Annotated in this window: 19 protein-coding genes; 13 read left to right on the top strand and 6 right to left on the bottom strand. The window is 65.5% G+C overall.

Annotation, left to right across the window (positions count from 1 at the left end; all coding sequences use genetic code 11):
- Positions 1 to 163 precede the first annotated feature (163 nt).
- From ACLQ7E_RS07865 to ACLQ7E_RS07850, 4 genes are all read right to left on the bottom strand, one after another.
- Positions 164 to 619, bottom strand: a complete 456-nt coding sequence (locus tag ACLQ7E_RS07865; RefSeq protein WP_411732022.1) for a MaoC family dehydratase — start codon at positions 617 to 619, stop codon at positions 164 to 166.
- A 68-nt stretch (positions 620 to 687) separates the two neighbouring features.
- On the bottom strand, positions 688 to 1,875 hold the full coding sequence (locus tag ACLQ7E_RS07860; protein WP_411732021.1) for an acyl-CoA dehydrogenase family protein: 1,188 nt from the start codon (positions 1,873 to 1,875) through the stop codon (positions 688 to 690).
- Positions 1,872 to 2,765 carry an amidohydrolase family protein gene (locus ACLQ7E_RS07855; RefSeq protein ID WP_411732020.1) on the bottom strand — a complete coding sequence of 298 codons (894 nt, stop codon included), beginning with the start codon at positions 2,763 to 2,765 and terminating at the stop codon, positions 1,872 to 1,874. The genes ACLQ7E_RS07860 and ACLQ7E_RS07855 overlap by 4 nt, the downstream gene beginning before the upstream one ends.
- Positions 2,766 to 2,785: 20 nt before the next feature.
- Complete coding sequence (locus ACLQ7E_RS07850) at positions 2,786 to 3,712, bottom strand: SDR family NAD(P)-dependent oxidoreductase (protein WP_411732019.1); 927 nt, start codon at positions 3,710 to 3,712, stop codon at positions 2,786 to 2,788.
- Between the two features lie 150 nt (positions 3,713 to 3,862).
- Between ACLQ7E_RS07850 and ACLQ7E_RS07845 the strand changes: the two genes are divergently transcribed.
- The 11 genes from ACLQ7E_RS07845 (at position 3,863) to pcaC (ending at position 13,212) form a co-directional block, all read left to right on the top strand.
- On the top strand, positions 3,863 to 4,306 hold the full coding sequence (locus tag ACLQ7E_RS07845) for a MarR family winged helix-turn-helix transcriptional regulator (protein WP_411732018.1): 444 nt from the start codon (positions 3,863 to 3,865) through the stop codon (positions 4,304 to 4,306).
- Positions 4,307 to 4,453: 147 nt separating this feature from the next.
- Positions 4,454 to 4,864, top strand: a complete 411-nt coding sequence (locus ACLQ7E_RS07840; protein ID WP_411732017.1) for a TOBE domain-containing protein — start codon at positions 4,454 to 4,456, stop codon at positions 4,862 to 4,864.
- Complete coding sequence (gene modA, locus ACLQ7E_RS07835; protein ID WP_411732016.1) at positions 4,861 to 5,658, top strand: molybdate ABC transporter substrate-binding protein; 798 nt, start codon at positions 4,861 to 4,863, stop codon at positions 5,656 to 5,658. The genes ACLQ7E_RS07840 and modA overlap by 4 nt, the downstream gene beginning before the upstream one ends.
- Before the next feature lie 7 nt (positions 5,659 to 5,665).
- Positions 5,666 to 6,487, top strand: coding sequence for an ABC transporter permease (locus ACLQ7E_RS07830; RefSeq protein ID WP_411732014.1), 822 nt, complete (start codon positions 5,666 to 5,668; stop codon positions 6,485 to 6,487).
- Entirely contained in the window at positions 6,484 to 7,530 is a 1,047-nt protein-coding gene (locus tag ACLQ7E_RS07825; RefSeq protein WP_411732013.1) for a sulfate/molybdate ABC transporter ATP-binding protein, read from the top strand. Before ACLQ7E_RS07830 ends, ACLQ7E_RS07825 begins: the two co-directional genes overlap by 4 nt.
- A gap of 204 nt (positions 7,531 to 7,734) precedes the next feature.
- Positions 7,735 to 8,925 carry a 4-hydroxybenzoate 3-monooxygenase gene (locus ACLQ7E_RS07820; RefSeq protein ID WP_411732012.1) on the top strand — a complete coding sequence of 397 codons (1,191 nt, stop codon included), beginning with the start codon at positions 7,735 to 7,737 and terminating at the stop codon, positions 8,923 to 8,925.
- Between the two features lie 65 nt (positions 8,926 to 8,990).
- On the top strand, positions 8,991 to 9,824 hold the full coding sequence (gene pcaH, locus ACLQ7E_RS07815; RefSeq protein WP_411732011.1) for a protocatechuate 3,4-dioxygenase subunit beta: 834 nt from the start codon (positions 8,991 to 8,993) through the stop codon (positions 9,822 to 9,824).
- On the top strand, positions 9,824 to 10,417 hold the full coding sequence (gene pcaG, locus ACLQ7E_RS07810) for a protocatechuate 3,4-dioxygenase subunit alpha (protein WP_411732010.1): 594 nt from the start codon (positions 9,824 to 9,826) through the stop codon (positions 10,415 to 10,417). Before pcaH ends, pcaG begins: the two co-directional genes overlap by 1 nt.
- A 169-nt stretch (positions 10,418 to 10,586) precedes the next feature.
- Positions 10,587 to 11,996, top strand: coding sequence for a lyase family protein (locus ACLQ7E_RS07805; RefSeq protein ID WP_411732009.1), 1,410 nt, complete (start codon positions 10,587 to 10,589; stop codon positions 11,994 to 11,996).
- Positions 11,993 to 12,808: an alpha/beta fold hydrolase gene (locus ACLQ7E_RS07800; protein ID WP_411732008.1), complete on the top strand. Its 816-nt coding sequence runs from the start codon at positions 11,993 to 11,995 to the stop codon at positions 12,806 to 12,808. Before ACLQ7E_RS07805 ends, ACLQ7E_RS07800 begins: the two co-directional genes overlap by 4 nt.
- Positions 12,805 to 13,212, top strand: coding sequence for a 4-carboxymuconolactone decarboxylase (gene pcaC / locus ACLQ7E_RS07795; RefSeq protein ID WP_411732007.1), 408 nt, complete (start codon positions 12,805 to 12,807; stop codon positions 13,210 to 13,212). The genes ACLQ7E_RS07800 and pcaC overlap by 4 nt, the downstream gene beginning before the upstream one ends.
- Positions 13,213 to 13,642: 430 nt before the next feature.
- Here the strand turns inward: pcaC and ACLQ7E_RS07790 are convergent, their stop codons facing one another.
- Positions 13,643 to 14,839: a Fic family protein gene (locus ACLQ7E_RS07790; protein WP_411732006.1), complete on the bottom strand. Its 1,197-nt coding sequence runs from the start codon at positions 14,837 to 14,839 to the stop codon at positions 13,643 to 13,645.
- A 302-nt stretch (positions 14,840 to 15,141) separates the two neighbouring features.
- The gene (locus tag ACLQ7E_RS07785) at positions 15,142 to 15,882 is read right to left on the bottom strand and encodes an aquaporin (RefSeq protein ID WP_411732005.1); all 741 of its coding nucleotides are present in this window, start codon (positions 15,880 to 15,882) and stop codon (positions 15,142 to 15,144) included.
- A gap of 46 nt (positions 15,883 to 15,928) precedes the next feature.
- Here ACLQ7E_RS07785 and ACLQ7E_RS07780 point away from each other — a divergent pair, with 46 nt between their 5' ends.
- Complete coding sequence (locus ACLQ7E_RS07780; RefSeq protein WP_411732004.1) at positions 15,929 to 16,603, top strand: metalloregulator ArsR/SmtB family transcription factor; 675 nt, start codon at positions 15,929 to 15,931, stop codon at positions 16,601 to 16,603.
- A gap of 60 nt (positions 16,604 to 16,663) precedes the next feature.
- The gene (locus tag ACLQ7E_RS07775; protein ID WP_411732003.1) at positions 16,664 to 17,086 is read left to right on the top strand and encodes an arsenate reductase ArsC; all 423 of its coding nucleotides are present in this window, start codon (positions 16,664 to 16,666) and stop codon (positions 17,084 to 17,086) included.
- The last annotated feature ends 63 nt before the right edge of the window (positions 17,087 to 17,149 follow it).

Here is a 17,149-nt window from a genome sequence, read left to right as displayed (position 1 = left end):
CCATCCACCGCTTCCCGATGGTACAGTCCAGGTTCGTTCAAGTTCATGATGTGCCCATATAGATGCACTATATGTAATGCCGTGGGCCGGTGCGGCCAAGACCGCGCCAGCCCACGGCATTACGCTTTCTGATCCCAGGCCTTGGCGTTGGATCGGAAAGTCTTTAGGCGTAGAAGCGGTAGATGCCGCGCGAGACGACCGCGGGCTTCGGGGCGCCCTCGACCTCGACGACCTGGTCAACGGCGATCTGGTAGCCGCCCTTGACCTCTTCAACCTCGGCGATCTGCGCCTTCATGCGAATCTGTGCACCCACCGGCACCGGCGAGGGGAAACGGACCTTGTCCAGTCCGTAGTTGACGCGGGTACCGACACCGGTGACGTCGAAGAGCTCGGACCAGAAGGCAATCTGCAGGCTAAGCGAAAGGTAGCCGTGGGCAATCGGGCCGCCGAATGGCCCGTCCTTGGCCTTTTGCGGATCGGTGTGGATCCACTGGTGGTCATCGGTCGCGTCGGCGAACGTGTTGACCTGGTCCTGGGTGACGGTGCGGAATTCGCTGTACCCGAGGTCGGTGCCGGCGGCGGTTGCAAGCTGCTCGTAGGAAAGAACTGTTTGGCCCATGATGGGTACTCCTTATGAGGTGGTTGGTCTTGAGATGTTTGAAAACTGACAGGTGGTGCCCGGGGCTTCTAGCGGAAGGCCCCGATGCCGGTGATGGCCCGGCCGAGGATCAACGCATTGATCTCGTCGGTGCCCTCGTATGAATAGATGGCTTCGGCGTCGGCGTGGAAGCGGGCAACGTCGTAATCAAGCACGATGCCGTTGCCTCCGCAGATCTCGCGGGCGAGCGCTGCGGTTTCGCGCAGCATGCGCGCGGTGAACATCTTCGCCATGGCCGAGTTCTCATCTTTGTAGATTCCCTCGTCCTGTGCCTGGGTCAGGCAGACCACCATGGACAGTGAAGCGGTCACGTTGGTGAGCATCGTCGCCAGTTTTGCTTGGATCAGCTGGAACGAGGCCAGCGGCTTGCCGAACTGGTGGCGCTCGGACACATACTTCAGTGCCGCCTCGTAGGCACCGGCCGCCGCACCGGCGGCTATCCAGGCGACGTCCGAGCGCATGTTGCGCAGGCAGGCGGCGACGTCGGCAAACGAGTTGATGTTCGCCAGCCGTGCCGAGGCAGGGACCTTGACGTCGATCAGTTCGATGTCGGCATTCTGCATGATCCGCAAGGACGTCTTGCGCTCGATCTTGCTCAGCGTCACGCCCGGCGCGTTCGTGGGCACCAGGAAACACTTGACCTTGGAATCGGCGGCGTCGCGGGCGAAGACCGCCAGCACATCGGCCTGGGCCGCACCGCCGATCCAGCGCTTGGCGCCGTTGATGACCCAATGCCCTCCGTCGTCGCCCGCCTCGAACCGCGCTTCGGTTTCCAGTCCCCCGGCGATATCCGATCCGTGCTCCGGCTCGGTGAGCGCAAAGACACCCTTGTACTCATAGGAGGCGATGAGCGGATCCAGCTCGGCGACCTGTTCGGCACTGCCACCCAGATTCACCGTGGTCCTAAACAGCCCGGATTGGGCGTTGTAGAAGGTGACCACCGAGGCATCCACGCGGGCCAGTTCGAAGTTCCGGAAACCGCCGAAGAGGCCGCGGACCTTTTCGCCGGCGGCCAGCACCTCGGCCGGGCGCATCATGTCCAGGCGCACCAGCGGATCGATGATCGATTCCGGGAATTCCCCGCGGTCCCAGTGGTCGGTGAGAACCGGGCGCACGTGTTCGTCCAGCACGGCGCGCAGGCGCAGCAGGGCCGTACGTTCGGCGTCGGTGAGCAGCCGGGCAAAGCCGTACTGGTCGCTGGGGTAGAAATCGGTCACTGCTTTCCCAAACCCAGGACCCGCACGGCGTTGTCCTTGAGGATCAGCGGGCGCACCTCGTCCTTGAGCGGCAGCTCGGCAAAGGCGCCGAGCCACTTTGCCGGGGTGATCAGCGGGTAGTCGGTCCCGAAGAGCAGCTTTTTCGAGAGCACGTTATTGCCCATCTTCACCAATGACACCGGGAAATACTTCGGGCTCCAGCCCGAGAGGTCGATGAAGACGTTGGCCTTGTGCGTGGCGATCGAATTGGCCTCATCCTGCCACGGCACCGAGGGGTGGGCCATGATGATGGTCAGCCCCGGGAAGTCCGCTGCCACGTCGTCGAGCAGCAACGGGTTGGAGTAGCGCAGCTTGATCCCGCGCCCGCCGGGGAGCCCGGCACCCATCCCGTTCTGGCCCGTGTGGAAAATGCACGGCAGGCCGATCTCCTCCAGCGCCGACCAGAGCGGGTAGAACTCTTCGCTGGAAGGATCAAAGCCCTGCAGCGACGGGTGGAACTTGAAGCCACGGACCCCAAGAGCCTCGGCCTGGCGGCGCGCCTCGATGATCGCCGCCGGACCCGTGCGCGGATCGACCGAACCGAACGGGATCAGCACGTCGTTGTTGCGCGCAGCCCCTGCCACCAGGTCATCGATGGAGTTCGGCTCGTGGCCCAGTGCCGTGCGCGCATCGACGGTGAACAGCACCGCCGCCATCTTCGCCTCGCGGTAGACCTCCGCAATGCGGTCCACCGAGGGCGTGCGCTCCTCGGACTTGAAGTACGCGGCCGAGGCCTCGAAAAGGTCCTCGGGCATGGCCTTGTGCCCGCACTCGTCGACCTCGAGGTGCACGTGCATGTCGATCGCGGTGATTGCGTCAAGATCGATGTTGGATTCGTAGCGAACGCTCATTTTTGACCCGGCGTCCCTTGCTACTTGGCTGCCGGTTCGGGCTGCAGTTCGGCGGGCAGCTCCGGGAACTTCTCGCCCACCGACTGCTGCCTTGCGGCAAACGGGAAGCGTTCCTGCAACGTTGCGTAATCCCATCCGCCGTCGTTGAACTCCGAGGCGATGGCTTCGGGGTGGCTCCACAGCTGGAGGCGGTCCCCGCCGGCGCCGATGGCCTGGCCCGAAATCTTGCCGGCTTCTTCGGAGGCGAGGAAGGCGATGAGTCCGGCGACGTCGCCGGCGGTGCCGAAGCCCAGTTCCTTGCGGAAGAAGTCGGGCATGGCCTCGCCGCGCTCGTCGGCCTCGACGGCCTTGGCGAAGAAGGGGACGGTCTTGGTCATGGCGGTGGCGGCCACCGGGATCACGGCATTGACGGTGACCCCCGCGCGCTTCATTTCCAGGGCCCAGGTGCGCACCATGCCCACGATGCCGGCCTTGGCCGCGGCGTAGTTGGTCTGGCCGAAATTGCCGCGCTGGCCAGTGGGGGAACCGATGGTGATGATGCGACCGGCGATGTTGTTTTCCTTGAAGTAGCCGTACGCTTCGCGGACGCAGGTGAAGGTGCCACGCAGGTGCACGTTGATGACCGTATCAAAGTCCTCATCGGTCATCTTCAGGATCGACTTGTCGCGCAGCACCCCGGCGTTGGTGACCAGGATGTCCAAGCGGCCAAAGTTCTCCACGGCCGAGGCAACCAGTGCCTTGGCGGTTTCGGTGGAACCAACCGGTGCCACCACTGACACGGCCTTGCCGCCGGCCGCGGTGATCGAGGCGACGGCCTCGGTGGCCACGTCGGCATCGACGTCGTTGATGACGACGGCGGCACCCTGGCGGGCCAATTCCTGTGCGTAGCTCAGTCCGAGGCCGCGTCCGCTCCCGGTGACGATCGCTACTTTTCCAGCCAGTGACATGCTTACTCCTTCAGAGTGAATATTGCCCCGCCGTACGAGTCGTGGGAACCTTGTTATATACATGACAACTTAAACTCTTGAAAAAGTCAACGATTAAGTTGTTTATCGATCTAGAGAGGCGGCCCCATGGCGCCCAAGACGGGAAGCACCATGAACACCATCGAACGGTTCCTGGACAGTGAACTAGCGGGGGAAATCGAGTTCCTCGCGGCACGAACCCGTTCACTCGGCTCGGCGCGAGCCAACAAACTTCTGGAGCCGCTGGAGCTCAAGGTCCGCTCCTACTCCGTCCTGTCCCTGGCCTGCAGCGGCCTGGCACCCACCCAGCGAGAGCTGGCCGAGTTCCTCTCCTTGGACCCGAGCCAGATCGTGCCCCTGGTCGACCAGCTGGAGAACCGCGGGCTGGTCGAGCGCAGGGCAGATCCCCAGGACCGCCGCTCAAAGGTCATTGCCGGCACCAAGACAGGACTGCAGCTCTACAAGAAGGCACGCCTTGCCACCGCCGAGGGCGAGGCCATGGCCATGGAGCAGCTGAGCAAGGCCGAACAAGAAACACTGCGGGGCCTGTTGTCGCGCATCGCATTCCACGGCTAACCGGGAGCCGGGACTGCCACCTCGGCCACCGGCGCCGGGCCGGATCAGATCAGATCAGATCCTCGAGTCAACACATCACCAACGACAAACTTCCCGATTTGCGACTCTTATCATCCAAATGATCCGCATATGGGGCAGTATGTGACTATGACGAAGATTCGAGTCTCGGAAGCCGCGCGTTTTCTCGGGGTCAGTGACGACACCATCCGGCGCTGGACCGAGAATGGAAACCTCACCCCGCTCAAGGACGGCTCCGGGCGGTTGGCAGTCGATGGCCTGGAGCTGGCCCAGCTCGCTCGCAACCAGGCGCAGCTGCCGGACGACGCTTCCAGGATCGGTTCCTCCGCGCGCAACAGGTTCGTCGGGTTGGTCACCGGCATCACGATGGACACCGTCATGGCGCAGGTCGAACTGCAATGCGGGCCGTTCCGTGTCGTGTCCCTGATGAGCAGCGAGGCCGCCCGGGAGCTGGATCTCAAGCTGGGTTCCATCGCCACGGCAGTGGTCAAGGCAACGACCGTCATCATCGAATCCCCGCAAGGCAAGAGCGCGATATGAGCGTCGTGCACAAGAGCGCCACCTCACTTCTGGCAGCGGCGGCCCTGGTTGCCGCGCTTGTCGGCTGCGCCTCGGACGGGGCCGACAATGCTGGCGCTTCCGACTCATCAGGTGGGCTTTCCGGCGAGATCACCGTTTTTGCCGCGGCCTCGCTGAAGACCACGTTCACGCAGTTGGCCGGCGACTTCGAGGCCCAACACCCGGGCACCACGATCGTCCTGAGCTTCGCCGGATCCTCGGACCTGGGCACCCAAATCACCGCCGGCGCGCCGGCGGACGTGTTCGCCTCGGCCGACGCGAGGAACATGGCCATGCTGTCCAGCGAAGGCCTCGTTGCTGGCACTCCCACCGACTTCGCGACCAACACCCTGGAAATCGTTGTTCCCCCGTCCAACCCCGCATCGATTTCTTCCCTTGCGGACATGGCCAAACCGGGGGTCAAGGTCGTCATCTGCGCCCCGCAGGTGCCGTGCGGCGCGGCGACCAAGACCATCGAGGAATCCGCAAAGACGCCGCTTACGCCCGTCAGCGAGGAATCCTCTGTCACCGATGTGCTGGGCAAGGTGACCAGCGGCGAGGCGGATGCCGGGCTGGTGTACGTCACCGACGTCCTGGCCGCCGGCACCAAGGTCAAGGGCATCCCCTTTCCCGAATCGGGCGCCGCGGTGAACACCTACCCGATCGCAACCATCGGCAACAGCAAGAACAAGGCCTTGGCCAATGCGTTCATCTCCGCCGTCACCGGAAGCGAGGGCAGGAAGATCCTGTCCGATTCCGGCTTCGGAACTCCGTAGGAGCCCGATGTTCAGACGCAGCGGGGCCGGGTACACCGCAGTTCCCCTATGGATCTATGCCCTCGCGTGCGTGGGCGCCCTGTTCGTCCTGCTCCCCCTTCTCGCCATGGTGGCCAAGGTCAAGTGGTCCCAGTTCATCCCCTTGGTCACATCCGAATCCTCGCTGACGGCACTGGCCCTGAGCCTGCGCACCTCGGCGGCCAGCACCGCGCTGTGCATCGTTCTGGGCGTTCCGCTGGCTCTGGTGCTGGCCCGCGGAAACTTCCCGGGCCAGCGCGTGCTGCGGGCCTTCGTGCTCCTGCCCCTGGTCTTGCCGCCCGTGGTCGGCGGCATCGCTCTGCTTTACACCTTCGGGCGCCAGGGCCTGCTGGGCCGCAGCCTTGAGATCGCGGGAATCCAGATTGCATTCTCCACCACCGCCGTCATCCTCGCCCAGACCTTTGTCGCCCTGCCCTTCCTGGTCGTCAGCCTCGAAGGCGCCCTGCGCACCGCCGGCGGAAAGTATGAGGCCGTTGCCGCAACGCTGGGTGCCCGCCCCACCACGGTGCTGCGCCGAGTGAGCCTTCCCCTGGTTCTTCCGGGCCTGGTCTCGGGTGCGGTGCTCTCCTTTGCCCGCAGCCTCGGGGAATTCGGGGCCACGCTGACCTTCGCCGGTTCCCTGCAAGGCGTCACCCGGACCCTGCCGCTGGAAATCTACCTGCAGCGCGAGACCGACGCCGATGCGGCGGTGGCGCTGTCCCTGGTGCTGGTTGCCGTGGCCGTCATCGTCGTGGCACTGTCCTACGGCAGCCCCCGCAAGAAGAACGCAACAGCGGAGGCGACCCGGTGACATTCCACTTCGAGGCCACGCTCACGGCAAGGAATTTCGACGTCTCACTGGACCTTGCCCCGGGCGATACCCTGGCGGTGCTGGGACCCAACGGGGCGGGCAAGTCAACACTGCTGTCCATCATTGCCGGGTTGCTGCGCCCGGATTCCGGAAAGGCCTCCATCGGCGAGCGCACGCTCTTTGACCTCTCCACCGCACGTCCCCGTTGGGTGGCGCCGCATGAACGGGGCACCGCCCTGCTGGCGCAGGAACCCCTGTTGTTCCCGCACCTGAGCGTGCTGGAGAACGTCGCCTTCGGGCCACGCAGCAAGGGCAGGCCCGTGGCCGAATCCAGGACCACCGCGCGCAAGTGGCTCACCGCCACGGACACCGACTCCCTGGCGGCCCGCCGTCCCGGTGAGCTTTCCGGTGGGCAGGCCCAGCGGGTGGCAGTCGCCCGCGCCCTGGCCGCGGGGCCGGACGTGTTGCTGCTTGATGAGCCCATGGCTGCCCTGGACATCCACGCCGCCCCCTTGATGCGCAGGCTGCTCAAGCGCGTGCTCCACGACCGAAACGCCATCATCATCACCCACGACATCCTCGACGCCCTGATGCTCGCCGAGAAAGTCATCATCCTGGAGGACGGCCGCATCACCGAGGCCGGTCGAACCCGGGACGTGCTAGACCGGCCCCGCAGCAGGTTCGCCGCGGGACTCGCCGGGCTGAACCTGATCACCGGCACCGCCCACGGCGAGGGAATCGACACCGCCTACGGCCTGCTCTCCGGCACCCGCGAAACCGAACTTCTCCCCGGGGATTTGGCCGCGGCGGCCTTTCCCCCGTCGGCGGTCTCGGTGTACCTGGATCCGCCGCACGGAAGCCCCCGCAACATGCTCGAGGCAACCATTACCGACCTCGAGCCACATGGCGACGCCATCAGGGTGCGAGCCGGGGAGCTGGCCGCAGACATCACCCCGGGCGCTTTGGCCGATCTCGGGCTGGTGCCCGGCACCCGCGCCTACTTCGTGCTCAAGGCCACCGCGGTCACCATCTACGCGGCCTGAACCCGACTTCCGCCGCCCTCGGCGGGTATGACACAGCCGGCAGAGAATTCTTATTCAATGGGACGCGACGTGGCAGTCTGGTGGGCTCCCCCACAGACTGGATGCAGATACCTCACACTCCGGGTTCCCGACGGCCGCACACGACACAACGACGTGCCGCTGCCGCTCGCGGATCCCCCCGCACCGAAGGACCGCGATCTCCATATGGCAACAGAGCGCACCATTCTCAAGACCCGGGTCGGCATCGTCGGCGGCGGCCCCGCCGGCCTGATGCTCTCGCACCTCTTGGCCAAGACCGGCATCGAGAACATCGTCGTCGAGTCCCGCGACCACGAGAGCATCCGCAACACCCACCGGGCCGGCATCCTCGAGGCGGGCTCGGTCAAGATGCTCACGGACACCGGCGTCGACGGACGGGTGCTGACCCAGGGGGACGAGCATGCGGGCATCGACCTGCGCTTCAACGGCGAATCCCACCCGTTGGACTTCACCGACCTGGTCGACGCCACCGTCACGCTCTACGCCCAGAACGAGGTCTTCGTCGACCTGGCCGCCGCCCGCAAGCGCGATGCCGGGGACGTGCGCTACTCCTCGGAGGTCACCGCGGTTTTCGATCTGGAAACCGAGACTCCCAAGTTCCACTTCACCGACGCCGACGGTGCCGGCTACGAGGTGCACTGCGACATCCTGGTCGGGGCCGACGGCTCGCGCAGCTTCTGCCGCCGCGCGGTCCCGGGCACTGCCGACTTCAAGATCGAGTACCCCTTCGCCTGGTTCGGCATCCTCACCGAGGCTCCAAAGTCCTCCCCCGAACTGATCTACGCGAATTCCCCGCACGGCTTCGCGCTGATCTCCCAGCGGTCCGAGACCGTGCAGCGCATGTACTTCCAGTGCGATCCGAACGAGGACGTGGATTCCTGGAGCGATGACCGGATCTGGACCGAGCTGCAGCGCCGCGTCGACGGACCCGACGGATTCACCCTGAAGACCGGGAACATCTTCGACAAGACCGTGCTGAAGTTCCGCTCCTTTGTGCGCGAGCCGCTCTCCCATGGCCGGATGTTCCTCATCGGGGATGCCGGGCACACCGTTCCGCCCACCGGCGCCAAGGGCCTGAACCTCGCCTTCGCCGACGTGAAGGTCCTCTTCGAGGCCATCGATTCCTTCTACTCCACCAAGGATTCGGGCCTGCTGCACGGCTACTCGGATCTGGCGCTAAAGCGCGTCTGGAAGGCACAGAACTTCTCCTACTGGATGACCTCGATGCTGCACACCCCGGTGAACGCGGACCCGTTCATGACCAAACGCGCCCTGGGCGAGCTCGATACCGTCGTCTCCTCCCGCTACGGGCAGCAATACCTGGCCGAGTCCTACACCGGCTGGCCGCACTCCTAGGCTTCACCTTCCCCACGCACTCTCACCACCACACCCGCACGTACCCCCATCGAAAGGAGCACGCAGTGAGCACCCAAACCACCTCGAACGAGTCATTCAACGATTCCCACGTCCTGGATCCCGCAGCCACGGCCGTCTCGCAGGAATCCATCAGCAAGGAAATCACCGACATCCACGCGGCCTACCGCCAGTCGGTCGTTGACGGGAAGAAGGCCGAGACGCAGCCGCGCGTCGACTTCGCCCCCTACCGCTCCTCGTTGCTGCGCCACCCCACCAAGAACCTGCACCACGTGGACCCCGAGACCATCGAGCTGCACTCCCCCGCCTTCGGCGAGCGCGACGTGCACGCCCTGGAATCGGATCTGACCATCCAGCACAATGGCGAGCCGATCGGTGAGCGCATCGTGGTCGCCGGCCGCGTGCTCGACGGCGACGGGCGCCCGGTCGCCGGCCAGCTCGTGGAAATCTGGCAGGCCAACGCCGCCGGACGCTACATCCACAAGCGCGACCAGCACCCGGCCCCGATCGACCCGAACTTCACCGGCGTGGGCCGCGCGATCACCGGCCCGAACGGCGAATACAAGTTCACCACTATCAAGCCGGCGCCGTACCCGTGGAAGAACCACCACAATGCCTGGCGCCCGGCGCACATCCACTTCTCGCTCTTCGGCACCGACTTCACCCAGCGCATGATCACCCAGATGTACTTCCCGGGCGATCCGCTGTTCAGCCTTGACCCGATCTACCAGGCCATCACGGATGCCGACGCCCGCGACCGCCTGGTAGCCACCTACGACCACTTGATCACCTCCCACGAATGGGCCACCGGCTACAACTGGGACATCGTGCTCACCGGTAGCAACCGGACCTGGATGGAAGACGAAGAGGGAGAGAACTAATGACTGCCACACCAAACACCCAGGCCCCGGCGCTCAAGCTCGCGCCCACCCCCGGCCAGACCATTGGCCCGTTCTACGGCTACGCATTGCCCTTCAACAAGGACAACGAGCTGGTCAACCAGGCCAATCCCAATTCGGTCCGCCTGCACGGAGTCGTCACCGACGGGGCCGGCACCGTCATCCCCGACGCGCTGCTGGAAATCTGGCAGGCCGACGAGGACGGCAATGTCGTCGCCAAGGACGGCTCGCTGGTTCGCGACGGCTACACCTTCACCGGCTGGGGCCGCACCGCGGTGGACAACGTGGGGCACTACACCTTCACCACGCTGAACCCCGGGGCCACCGAGGCCGGCAAGGCACCGTTCATCATGCTGACGGTCTTTGCCCGCGGATTGCTCAACCGCCTGTTCACGCGCATCTACCTGCCCGAGGACACCGCGGCATTGGCCGCGGACCCGCTGCTGTCCTCCCTTGACGAGGCCAGCCGCAAGACGCTGATCGCCACCCGCGAGGCCGACGGATCGCTGCGCTTCGACGTGTCGCTGCAGGGCGAGGGCGAAACCGTCTTCCTGTCCTACCCGCGCGAGGCCTAACGACTTCGCACCACCCCCATGTGACCCCCGGGCGCCATGGAACTCGCCGATCTTCTCCCGAACCGGGATGATGGACACGGCGGGTTCCAGCGCTGCGGGGGTCTTGGAGGTTCCACACCCCCACGGGAATCCCCTCCCCAATCACAAACCCACAGGAGAAGCACCGCCCATGTACCCGGCCGATTACGGACTCTTGACCCCGGCATGGGCGGCGACGCCCGTGGCGGCAACCGCCTCCGATGCCGCCTTCGCCCAGGGCATGCTCGATGTGGAGGCCGCCTGGGTCAAGGTCCAGGCCGACGCCTCGCTGTGCAGCGCAGCCGACGCTCGGGCCGTGGCCGAGATTGCCAAGGTCGAGCTCTATGACCTTGGGGTACTGGCCGGCAAGGGTCCTGACGGCGCCAACGCGCTGATCCCGCTGCTCGGCATGATGCGCACAAAGCTTGCGGAATCCGGCGCCCCGGCCACCGCCGCAACCGCCCTGCACCGCGGGGCCACCAGCCAGGACATCATCGACAGCGCCCTGATGCTCATGGCCGCTCGGTCCATCAAGGCGATCCGCACCGACCTGCTCACCGCCGCCGACGCCCTATCCGAGCTCAGTGCCGCGCACGCCTCCACTCTCTGCGTCGCGCGCTCGCTGACCCAGCACGCACTGCCCACGGTCTTCGGCCTGCGCGCCGCCAACTGGCTGGCCTCCCTCACCGCCGCCGGGCGCCAGCTCGATTCCGTCGCAGCTGCCCTGCCCCTGCAATGGGGAGGCGCGGTGGGCACCCTGGCCTCGCTGCACCAGCGTCTCGGCACCGCGTTGCCCTACAAGTCGGAGCATTCCCTGGCCGAACGCGCCCACGAGCTTTCCGCCGCGCTTGCCACCGAGCTCGGGCTTGTGGCCCCGGTCGCCCCTTGGCACACCGTGCGCCAACCGTTCCTGGCCCTGGGCTCCGCGCTGGGCTCCGTCATCGCTGCAGCCGGCACCTTCGGCGCCGACGTGCTCACCGCGTCGCGCCCGGAAATCGGCGAGCTCTCCGAGCCACGCGAGGCAGGCAAGGGCGGCTCCTCGGCCATGCCACAAAAGCAGAACCCCGTGCATTCGGTGCTGCTGCGCAACGCGGCGCTCTCCGCCCCCGCCCACCTCGCCACGCTTTACACCGCGGCAGGCACGGCAGTGGACGAGCGCCCCGACGGCGGCTGGCATGCCGAATGGGCTTCGCTGCGCGAGCTGATCCGCCTGGCCGGCGGGGCCGCCACCCACGCCGCCGTCCTGGCCGCAGGCCTTGGCGTGCACCCCGAGGCAATGGCCCGGAACATGGCACTGTCCGGGGACCTGTTGGTCTCCGAACGCATCTCCACGGTCGCCTCACCCCTGGTTGCAGGCGGCAAGGCTGCGGTGCAGGAGCTGGTCCTTGAATCCCTGCGTACCGGCACCCCGTTGCGTACCCTGTTGCAGGGGGCGCTGCCCTCGGACATGGACAACCATTTGTTCCTCGATGACCTGCTGGACCCGGCCGGCTACCTGGGTTCGGCCACCTACTTCATCACCCGTATCCGCGAAGACTTCACAGATTGGAAGAACGCATGAGCATTCCCACCCTGACCCCGTCCCTGCTGCATTCGGCAGCCGACCTCCCCACCCTGGTGCTGGGCCCCTCGCTGGGCACCGGCTCGCTGGCCCTCTGGGGACCCGCCGTGCCGTACCTGAAGGAGAACTTCCAGCTCGTGGCCTGGGACCTGCCCGGCCACGGCGAATCGGCGGCCTCCACCGAGGAATTCTCCATGGCCGAACTGGCCGCCGGAGTCATCGCGATGATCCAGGCGCTGGAGACCGACAAGGTCGTCACCGCCGCGGCCCCGCTGTTCTACGCGGGCGTTTCCATCGGCGGAGCCATCGCCCTGCAGCTGGCCAACGACTTCCCCGGCGCCTTCGCCGGGCTTTCGGTCATCTGCTCCGCGGCAAAGATCGGCACCCCGGAGGGCTGGAAGGAACGCGCCGAGCTCGTGGCCAAGGCCGGCACCCCGGTGGTCGTCACCGGGTCGGCCGAGCGCTGGTTCGCCCCGGGCTTCATCGCCGCCAACCCCGTCGTGTCCACCGACCTGCTGCACAACCTGCAGGACGCCGATCGTTTCGCCTACGCCCACGCCTGCGGCGCCCTGGCCGACTTCGATATGCGCGAGGCGCTGGCCTCGATGAAGGACCCGATCCTGGCCATCGCCGGCGCCCACGACGCGGTCTGCCCGCCCGCCGACGCGCAGTTCATTGCCGAGCACGCGCAGAATGGACAGGCTGCCACCATCGACACCGTCGCGCACCTGGCCCCGGCCGAGGACCCGGAAGCGACCGCCGCGCTGCTGAACGAATTCTTCGCCTCGATCTCCCAGGAGAAAATCGCATGACCGACGCCTCCCGCCTGCCCGGCGACACCTACGACGCCGGGCTCGAGGTCCGCAAGCAGGTCCTCGGCACGGAGCACGTTCAGCGTGCGACCGAGAACTCCACAGACTTCACCGACGAGTTCCAGGAAATGATCACCCGCTACGCCTGGGGCACCATCTGGACCCGCGACGGGCTGCCGCGCACCACGCGCAGCGCCATCACCCTGACCGCGCTTATTGCCGGCGGCTACTGGGAAGAGCTGGAAATGCACGTGCATGCGGCCCTGCGCAACGGCATGACCGAGGCCGAGATCAAGGAAGTCTTCCTGCAGTCGGCCATCTACTGCTCGGTGCCGGCTGCAAACACCGCGTTCAAGATCGGCAAGAAGGTGCTGGCCGAATACGCCGCACAGGATGCCAAGTAGGCACCAGGCCAAATACAAGGCGCCGGGCCCCGATCGATTCAGGTGAATCGATGGGGGCCCGGCGCTTTTTGGTTCTTGTCCGGGCGTCCGCGGGTCTGACAAGAGCCGCCCAGGTCCCCGGAGTGCGGATGCATGACCGGATTCCGGTGTGCCGTACAGGCGGAAAGCCAGACCCAGGAATTCACTGTCGTAGGAATCCAATGTTGAATGTACCTGTCAGCTGAGGCCGCTATCGAGCTCAGTCACCTGGTGGGACGATCCATCGTTCGTCGGCCCGTGGCGGTTCTCCGACTTGAATCCAAGCTTCACGAATAGGATTGCGCGTTCCACCACTTCGCCTAGCGCAGGATTCAATTCCACCATAGGATCCATCTCGGACATGGCGTGAGCGTACCGCGTGAGGGTTGGATCATGACTTGTAAGGGTTCCCCTATCGGCGTCTCCTGGCCCGGGCGCCGAACTCGTCAAGTACTCGTACGACATCCTTCGCGAGCCAAATGCGGTTCCGCCTTCCGGCCGAGATTTGGATCAGGACGTCGGCATCGACAAGGCGGTTGATAGCGACCTGGGCGTTGACTGCCGAGATACCAAGCTGGCTGGCGGCGCCGGCGCTGTCAATGACTGGCTGGCGAAGGAGGACATCCACGAGCCGGTGGGCAGCGGAGTCTCGTCTTGCCTTAACGCGCTCACGCCACTCAAGCCGCACCGTTTCGAGATCCTCGACGAGGACGCGGCCGTTGTGCACCGCCGCGAAGGATGCCTCGGCGATGGAGCGAACTATCGGGGCGATGTCCCCCGAGCGGTATGCACCGAGGGCATCGAAATAGCGGCCGGTGTCGTGGAGCAAACCCGCGGAGACCGGAACGGCGACATTGCGCGTCAGCTGCCCTCCGCGCAACATCGCCTGGATGAGTGCGCGACCGACCCTGCCGTTGCCATCGGGGAACGGGTGGATTGTCTCAAATTGGGCATGGGTGATCGCCGTCTGGGCAAGAACAGGGAGGTCGACGCGATTGGCGAAGGCGACGAGATCGTCCATGAGCGCGGTGACACGCTCGTGGTGGGGCGGGACGAACTGTGCCGTGTGGGGCCCGATGCTCCCTCCGCCAATCCACACCTGCTGGTCGCGCCAATGGCCGACAATATCGGGGTCGCTTCGCTCGAGCAGCGCACGGTGCATTTCCAGGATGGCATGTCCATCAATGGATTCGGACAGGTCAATGGCGGCTTGCATGGCCCTGACGTTGCCCACGATCAGCTGCGCATTCCTCGAGGCGTGCCCACCGAGCTCCGCCAAGGCGATCTGTCGCGCGCCGCTGGTGAGATTCTCAATCTCTGAACTGGAGGCACTTTCGGTGCGCAGGAGAATGGATGCGAATGGCGCCGGAATCTGTCCCACCTCGGCATCGAAGCGGGCAAGCTCGCTGGCGGCTTCCTCGGTCAGTGCGTGCAGTTCGCCATCGAGGGGAATTGCCCGGCCGGAAATGAATCGGGGCACCGCAGCCAGGTAAGGTCCGGCGGTCTGGCGCTTCTGTGTGCGTGAGCCATATACGTCTTGGGCGTTGTGCCAGGGCCGCTCCTCATATTCGAGCGGTGGCCAGGCTTCGTCCTGCCCAAACGTTGACATGCCACAACCATACCAATGCTTATGCAATTAAGCATAGCTATGGAGCATCGCTATTCTGACTTGTTTCATGCGGCGTCCTCCGGCGACTGAAAACGGTTTCTGGTGTCCGGTCAAGGTTCCCCTTAAGGGAGACCCAACGCCGTGAACGCGAAATTGTTCGGACTAGCTGCACCTTGCGGCCGGATTCGAGGTTTTGGTCCAGCTGTAGTGAGACAGCCGCAGCAAGCTCTTATCACTTCAGTCGGACCATGCCGCTAGCTTCCGCGCTTTTCATGGTCCGACTTGAATGAGACGGACAAATGCTACGGGTTGGCGGTCTCGGCACCGTGCGGGAGTACAACGTCGTCCGCGGAGCGCCCCGCGAACGGAAACAGGACGAGGAGCAGGCCCAGGCCCACCGCCGCACCAATCAGCTGCGCCACGATGAAGCCGGGGGCCGATGCGGGGGCGATGCCGGCGAACGTGTCGCTGAAGATACGTCCCACCGTAACGGCCGGGTTCGCGAACGACGTCGAGGAGGTGAACCAGTATGCCGCCCCGATGTAGGCACCAACTGCAGGCGCGGCCAACACGCCCCTGTTGGTGGCGGCCAGGGCGAAGATCAGCAGGACGAGCCCGGCGGTGGCAACGACCTCGGCCAGCAGATGCCCCGGGGTGGCTCGGTCCTTGGTGGAAATTGAGGTGCCCACCTCGAACATGGCGTTCGCCAAGACGCTGCCGCCGATGCCGCCCACCGTTTGCGCAACCACGTAGGTTCCAAGCTCGGGCATGCTCAGTCCGGTGCCGCTGCGCCTGCCCAGGATCCAGTCGACGATGGAGACCACGGGGTTGAAGTGCGCACCGCTGACCGGTCCGAACACGAGGATCAGAACCGTCAAGCCCAGCACGGTGGCGGTGCTGTTCTGGAGCAGCGGCAGGCCGATGTCGTTCGGGGAGAGCTGCTGCGCGGCAATTCCCGACCCGACGACTATGGCCACAAGCAAGCCGGTTCCAAGCGTTTCGGCGATGGCGCGGCGCCACAATGGCGGCTGGTGTGAATTCATGGACACCAGCTTGACAGAAGAATTTACCTCAGTCAAAGTTGAACCAATGAATATTGAGCTAACGGATTCCCTCCGGGAGCGCGCCGCAAGGCACGCCGCCCTCGCGGATCCTGCGAGACTGCGCATCGTGGACCTGCTGACGCTGGGCGACCTCTCCCCCAAGGAGCTGCAGGCCGAGCTCGGGATGCCCTCGAACCTGCTCTCCCACCACCTGCGCTCGCTGGAAAGGGCTGGCCTCGTCATGCGCCAACGCTCCGAGGCCGACAAGCGCCGCAGCTACTTCCGGCTGGCAAGCGGCGCACTGGACCACCTGGTGCCCGGTCGCGAGCACGCCGCCCGCCGCATCCTGTTCGTCTGCACGCGGAACAGCGCCCGTTCGCAACTCGCGACAGCACTGTGGCAGCAAGTCAGCGAGATCCCCGCGGCATCGGCCGGGACGCATCCGGCGGACCGCATCGCCCAAGGCGCCACCGACGTTGCCCTTCGCCATGGCCTGGAACTTACGGGTCTTGCGCCCCGAAGCCTGGAGCACGTGGCCCGCGAGGGAGACTTCATCGTGACGGTGTGCGACAACGCACACGAGGAACTTGCCGAGCTGGATGGCATCCATTGGTCGGTGCCGGATCCCCTGCGCCTGGACACCGGCGCCGCCTTCGAAGACGCATACCTCGACCTTGCCCGCCGCATCAACGATCTCGCACGCCGGCTGCACGCCGCCTAGCCCCGAATCCGCGAACCCCATCCAAACCGACTCCAGCACCACCGAACACAGGAGAACCCAGTGAGCACTGAAACCACCAAGAAGCCATCCGTCCTCTTCGTCTGCGTGCACAACGCCGGCCGCTCCCAGATGGCCGCCGCGTTCCTCACCACGCTTTCCAAGGGCGCCATCGAGGTCCGCTCGGCGGGCTCGCAGCCCGCGAACGCGATCAACCCGGCCGCCGTGGAGGCCATGTCCGAGCTTGGCATCGACATGTCCGCCGAGATCCCCAAGGTCCTCACGACCGAGGCCGTCAAGGAATCCGACGTCGTCATCACCATGGGTTGCGGCGACGAGTGCCCGTACTTCCCCGGCAAGCGCTACGAGGACTGGGTCCTCGAGGACCCGGCCGGCCAGGGCGTCGTCGCGGTCCGCCCGATCCGCGACGAAATCAAGACCCGGATCGAAGGCCTCATCGAGTCCCTCGTACCGGCCGCCAAGTAGTACGCCCCGAGCTTCGGGAGACCACGTCGTGAGTGAAACAGCCAAGACACCGGCGGTGCTATT

The sequence above is a fragment of the Paeniglutamicibacter sp. genome (assembly GCF_046714615.1).
In the GTDB taxonomy this organism is placed as follows: domain Bacteria; phylum Actinomycetota; class Actinomycetes; order Actinomycetales; family Micrococcaceae; genus Paeniglutamicibacter.
The sequence above is the reverse complement of the archived record's forward strand: the minus strand, read 5'-3'. Positions and strand labels throughout refer to the sequence as shown.